Origin of the sequence: Bordetella genomosp. 13, from assembly GCF_007679965.1 — a bacterium.
Lineage (GTDB): Bacteria > Pseudomonadota > Gammaproteobacteria > Burkholderiales > Burkholderiaceae_B > Bordetella.
Window position 1 is genome coordinate 1 of the sequence record NZ_VEHL01000016.1, and the last position, 5,374, is coordinate 5,374.

Sequence of the window (5,374 nt, forward strand, 5' to 3'; positions counted from 1 at the left end):
TCTTCATAATCTCGTTTCTCTGCTGCTGACACAGCGGCAGACGAAAAAGCAAGGCAGCCGCAAGGCTGGCAGTACAGATTAGCAAGGCGGCGTGACGCGAAGGTTTCACGGCGCAGGCAAGACCAGCAGTACCGCTCTTTAACAATTAAACAACCGATAAGTGTGGGCGCTTGATGCGTGTGCACGGTGCCGGCCGGTTTACTGGTTGGTGTCGAAGCAAAATGTATTATCAAGCGCTCTAATTGAAGTAAGGTTTTTAACGAACCTCACTTCCTTTGAAGCTAGCGAACGCATCCCGAATTTATTTGGGGTGCACAAACAGAGATTGAACTGAAGAGTTTGATCCTGGCTCAGATTGAACGCTGGCGGGATGCCTTACACATGCAAGTCGAACGGCAGCACGGACTTCGGTCTGGTGGCGAGTGGCGAACGGGTGAGTAATGTATCGGAACGTACCCAGTAGCGGGGGATAACTACGCGAAAGCGTAGCTAATACCGCATACGTCCTACGGGAGAAAGCGGGGGACCTTCGGGCCTCGCACTATTGGAGCGGCCGATATCGGATTAGCTAGTTGGTGGGGTAAAGGCCTACCAAGGCGACGATCCGTAGCTGGTTTGAGAGGACGACCAGCCACACTGGGACTGAGACACGGCCCAGACTCCTACGGGAGGCAGCAGTGGGGAATTTTGGACAATGGGGGCAACCCTGATCCAGCCATCCCGCGTGTGCGATGAAGGCCTTCGGGTTGTAAAGCACTTTTGGCAGGAAAGAAACGGTTCCGGATAATACCTGGAGCAACTGACGGTACCTGCAGAATAAGCACCGGCTAACTACGTGCCAGCAGCCGCGGTAATACGTAGGGTGCAAGCGTTAATCGGAATTACTGGGCGTAAAGCGTGCGCAGGCGGTTCGGAAAGAAAGATGTGAAATCCCAGAGCTTAACTTTGGAACTGCATTTTTAACTACCGAGCTAGAGTGTGTCAGAGGGAGGTGGAATTCCGCGTGTAGCAGTGAAATGCGTAGATATGCGGAGGAACACCGATGGCGAAGGCAGCCTCCTGGGACAACACTGACGCTCATGCACGAAAGCGTGGGGAGCAAACAGGATTAGATACCCTGGTAGTCCACGCCCTAAACGATGTCAACTAGCTGTTGGGGACTTCGGTCCTTGGTAGCGCAGCTAACGCGTGAAGTTGACCGCCTGGGGAGTACGGTCGCAAGATTAAAACTCAAAGGAATTGACGGGGACCCGCACAAGCGGTGGATGATGTGGATTAATTCGATGCAACGCGAAAAACCTTACCTACCCTTGACATGTCTGGAAGGCCGAAGAGATTTGGCTGTGCTCGCAAGAGAACCGGAACACAGGTGCTGCATGGCTGTCGTCAGCTCGTGTCGTGAGATGTTGGGTTAAGTCCCGCAACGAGCGCAACCCTTGTCATTAGTTGCTACGAAAGGGCACTCTAATGAGACTGCCGGTGACAAACCGGAGGAAGGTGGGGATGACGTCAAGTCCTCATGGCCCTTATGGGTAGGGCTTCACACGTCATACAATGGTCGGGACAGAGGGCTGCCAACCCGCGAGGGGGAGCCAATCCCAGAAACCCGATCGTAGTCCGGATCGCAGTCTGCAACTCGACTGCGTGAAGTCGGAATCGCTAGTAATCGCGGATCAGCATGTCGCGGTGAATACGTTCCCGGGTCTTGTACACACCGCCCGTCACACCATGGGAGTGGGTTTTACCAGAAGTAGTTAGCCTAACCGCAAGGAGGGCGATTACCACGGTAGGATTCATGACTGGGGTGAAGTCGTAACAAGGTAGCCGTATCGGAAGGTGCGGCTGGATCACCTCCTTTAAGAGCTTAGGCAGACGTATTGAGCGTCCACGCTTATCGGTTGTTTGTTGTGAAATGACTTACCTAGGTTTTGAGGGGGTCTGTAGCTCAGTCGGTTAGAGCACCGTCTTGATAAGGCGGGGGTCGTTGGTTCGAATCCAACCAGACCCACCAGTCAAGTCAAAGGGGGGATTAGCTCAGCTGGGAGAGCGCCTGCTTTGCAAGCAGGATGTCGTCGGTTCGATCCCGTCATCCTCCACCAAAAGCGCAACGATGAATGCTGTGAATCAGTATTGATCGTTGGGTTTTACCCAATGTCATTTCGCTCTTTAACAATGAGGAAGAAGCACAACGTAAAGTGTTTCCGAGTAGTTGGGTTCCGCGAGGGGCTTGATGAAAGGGGATACGGGTTGTGATTGCATGATTTTAGTTCTCAAAAGTCTCAAAGTTGGCAAGTAGCAGGCAGTACTGGGCAAGCCCAGGGGTGGCGAAAGTCGATGAGCTTTGAATGAACGGCACAAGCGCGAATACTCAGCACCTATAAGACTTTAGTGTTATAGGATCAAGCGACTAAGTGCACATGGTGGATGCCTTGGCGATCACAGGCGATGAAGGACGTAGTAGCCTGCGAAAAGCTGCGGGGAGCTGGCAAACAAGCTTTGATCCGCAGATATCCGAATGGGGAAACCCACTCCGCAAGGAGTATCCCTGGCTGAATACATAGGCCAGTGGAAGCGAACCGGGTGAACTGAAACATCTCAGTAGCTCGAGGAAAAGAAATCAACCGAGATTCCGAAAGTAGTGGCGAGCGAAATCGGAAGAGCCTTTACGATTTAGCGCATCTCATAGTCGAACAGTCTGGAAAGTCTGGCCATAGCAGGTGATAGCCCTGTAGACGAAATGTGGTGTGTGGAACTAGGCGTAAGAGAAGTAGGGCGGGACACGTGAAATCCTGTCTGAAGATGGGGGGACCATCCTCCAAGGCTAAATACTCGTGATCGACCGATAGTGAACCAGTACCGTGAGGGAAAGGCGAAAAGAACCCCGGAAGGGGAGTGAAATAGATCCTGAAACCGTGTGCATACAAACAGTCGGAGCCTCCTTGTGGGGTGACGGCGTACCTTTTGTATAATGGGTCAGCGACTTACATTCAGTGGCAAGCTTAACCGAATAGGGAAGGCGTAGCGAAAGCGAGTCCGAATAGGGCGTTCAGTCGCTGGGTGTAGACCCGAAACCAGATGATCTACCCATGGCCAGGTTGAAGGCACGGTAACACGTGCTGGAGGACCGAACCCACTAGTGTTGAAAAACTAGGGGATGAGCTGTGGATAGGGGTGAAAGGCTAAACAAATCTGGAAATAGCTGGTTCTCTCCGAAAACTATTTAGGTAGTGCCTCAAGTATTACTGCGGGGGGTAGAGCACTGTTATGGCTAGGGGGTCATGGCGACTTACCAAACCATGGCAAACTCCGAATACCCGCAAGTACAGCTTGGGAGACAGAGCACCGGGTGCTAACGTCCGGACTCAAGAGGGAAACAACCCAGACCGCCAGCTAAGGTCCCAAATTATCGCTAAGTGGGAAACGAAGTGGGAAGGCATAGACAGTCAGGAGGTTGGCTTAGAAGCAGCCACCCTTTAAAGAAAGCGTAATAGCTCACTGATCGAGTCGTCCTGCGCGGAAGATGTAACGGGGCTAAGCGATAAACCGAAGCTGCGGGTGTATATCTTAGATATACGCGGTAGGAGAGCGTTCTGTAAGCCTGCGAAGGTGGCTTGTAAAGGCTGCTGGAGGTATCAGAAGTGCGAATGCTGACATGAGTAGCGATAAAGGGGGTGAAAAGCCCCCTCGCCGTAAGTCCAAGGTTTCCTGCGCAACGTTCATCGGCGCAGGGTGAGTCGGCCCCTAAGGCGAGGCAGAGATGCGTAGCTGATGGGAAGCTGGTTAATATTCCAGCACCGTCGTACAGTGCGATGGGGGGACGGATCGCGGAAGATCATCAGGGTGTTGGATGTCCCTGTTGCTGCATTGAAGAGGGTACTTAGGCAAATCCGGGTACATGACTCAAGGGTGTGGCGCGAGCGAACTTGTTCGCGAAGTGATTGGAAGTGGTTCCAGGAAAAGCCTCTAAGCTTCAGCTGTACGAGACCGTACCGCAAACCGACACAGGTGGACGGGATGAATATTCCAAGGCGCTTGAGAGAACTCGGGAGAAGGAACTCGGCAAATTGATACCGTAACTTCGGGAGAAGGTATGCCCCGGTAGTGTGAAGCGCCTGCGCGCTGAGCATGATGGGGTCGCAGAGAATCGGTGGCTGCGACTGTTTATTAAAAACACAGCACTCTGCTAAGACGAAAGTCGACGTATAGGGTGTGACGCCTGCCCGGTGCCGGAAGGTTAAGTGATGGGGTGCAAGCTCTTGATCGAAGCCCCGGTAAACGGCGGCCGTAACTATAACGGTCCTAAGGTAGCGAAATTCCTTGTCGGGTAAGTTCCGACCTGCACGAATGGCGTAACGATGGCCACACTGTCTCCTCCCGAGACTCAGCGAAGTTGAAGTGTTTGTGATGATGCAATCTACCCGCGGCTAGACGGAAAGACCCCATGAACCTTTACTGTAGCTTTGCATTGGATTGTGAACCGGCCTGTGTAGGATAGGTGGGAGGCGCAGAAACGTGGTCGCCAGATCACGTGGAGCCGACCTTGAAATACCACCCTGGTTTGTTTGCGGTTCTAACCTTGGTCCGTTATCCGGATCGGGGACAGTGCATGGTGGGCAGTTTGACTGGGGCGGTCTCCTCCCAAAGCGTAACGGAGGAGTTCGAAGGTACGCTAGGTACGGTCGGAAATCGTGCTGATAGTGCAATGGCATAAGCGTGCTTGACTGTGAGACTGACAAGTCGAACAGGTGCGAAAGCAGGACATAGTGATCCGGTGGTTCTGAATGGAAGGGCCATCGCTCAACGGATAAAAGGTACTCTGGGGATAACAGGCTGATACCGCCCAAGAGTTCATATCGACGGCGGTGTTTGGCACCTCGATGTCGGCTCATCTCATCCTGGGGCTGTAGCCGGTCCCAAGGGTATGGCTGTTCGCCATTTAAAGAGGTACGTGAGCTGGGTTTAAAACGTCGTGAGACAGTTTGGTCCCTATCTGCCGTGGGCGTTGGATACTTGACGGAGCCTGTTCCTAGTACGAGAGGACCGGAATGGACGTACCGCTGGTGTACCGGTTGTCATGCCAATGGCATTGCCGGGTAGCTAAGTACGGAAGAGATAACCGCTGAAGGCATCTAAGCGGGAAACTCGTCTGAAGATTAGGTATCCCTGAGAGCTTGACTCTCCTGTAGGGTCGTTCAAGACCAGGACGTTGATAGGTCAGGTGTGCAAGTGCAGTAATGCATTGAGCTAACTGATACTAATTGCCCGTGAGGCTTGATCCTATAACTCTACAGTCTTATACGCGGCGCCCTCGAGCGCGCCGCCCAAGGTGCTAACGCGCACCGTGCCGGCGAGAACGCCGTGCAACACAACCCCC

General features: G+C 53.1%; 2 tRNA genes and 2 rRNA genes. All 4 read left to right on the top strand.

The window, feature by feature from the left end:
• Positions 1 to 327: 327 nt before the first annotated feature.
• The 4 genes from FS845_RS26360 to FS845_RS26375 all read left to right on the top strand — a co-directional run bounded on the left by FS845_RS26360 (position 328) and on the right by FS845_RS26375 (position 5,279).
• Positions 328 to 1,858: ribosomal RNA gene (locus FS845_RS26360) — 16S ribosomal RNA — on the top strand.
• A 76-nt stretch (positions 1,859 to 1,934) separates the two neighbouring features.
• Positions 1,935 to 2,011 (top strand) — tRNA-Ile (locus FS845_RS26365).
• A 12-nt stretch (positions 2,012 to 2,023) separates the two neighbouring features.
• Positions 2,024 to 2,099: transfer RNA gene (locus FS845_RS26370), tRNA-Ala, on the top strand.
• Positions 2,100 to 2,397: 298 nt separating this feature from the next.
• A 23S ribosomal RNA gene (locus tag FS845_RS26375) occupies positions 2,398 to 5,279 on the top strand.
• Together the 16S and 23S rRNA genes with 2 tRNA genes alongside form the textbook arrangement of a ribosomal RNA operon.
• Positions 5,280 to 5,374 lie beyond the last annotated feature (95 nt).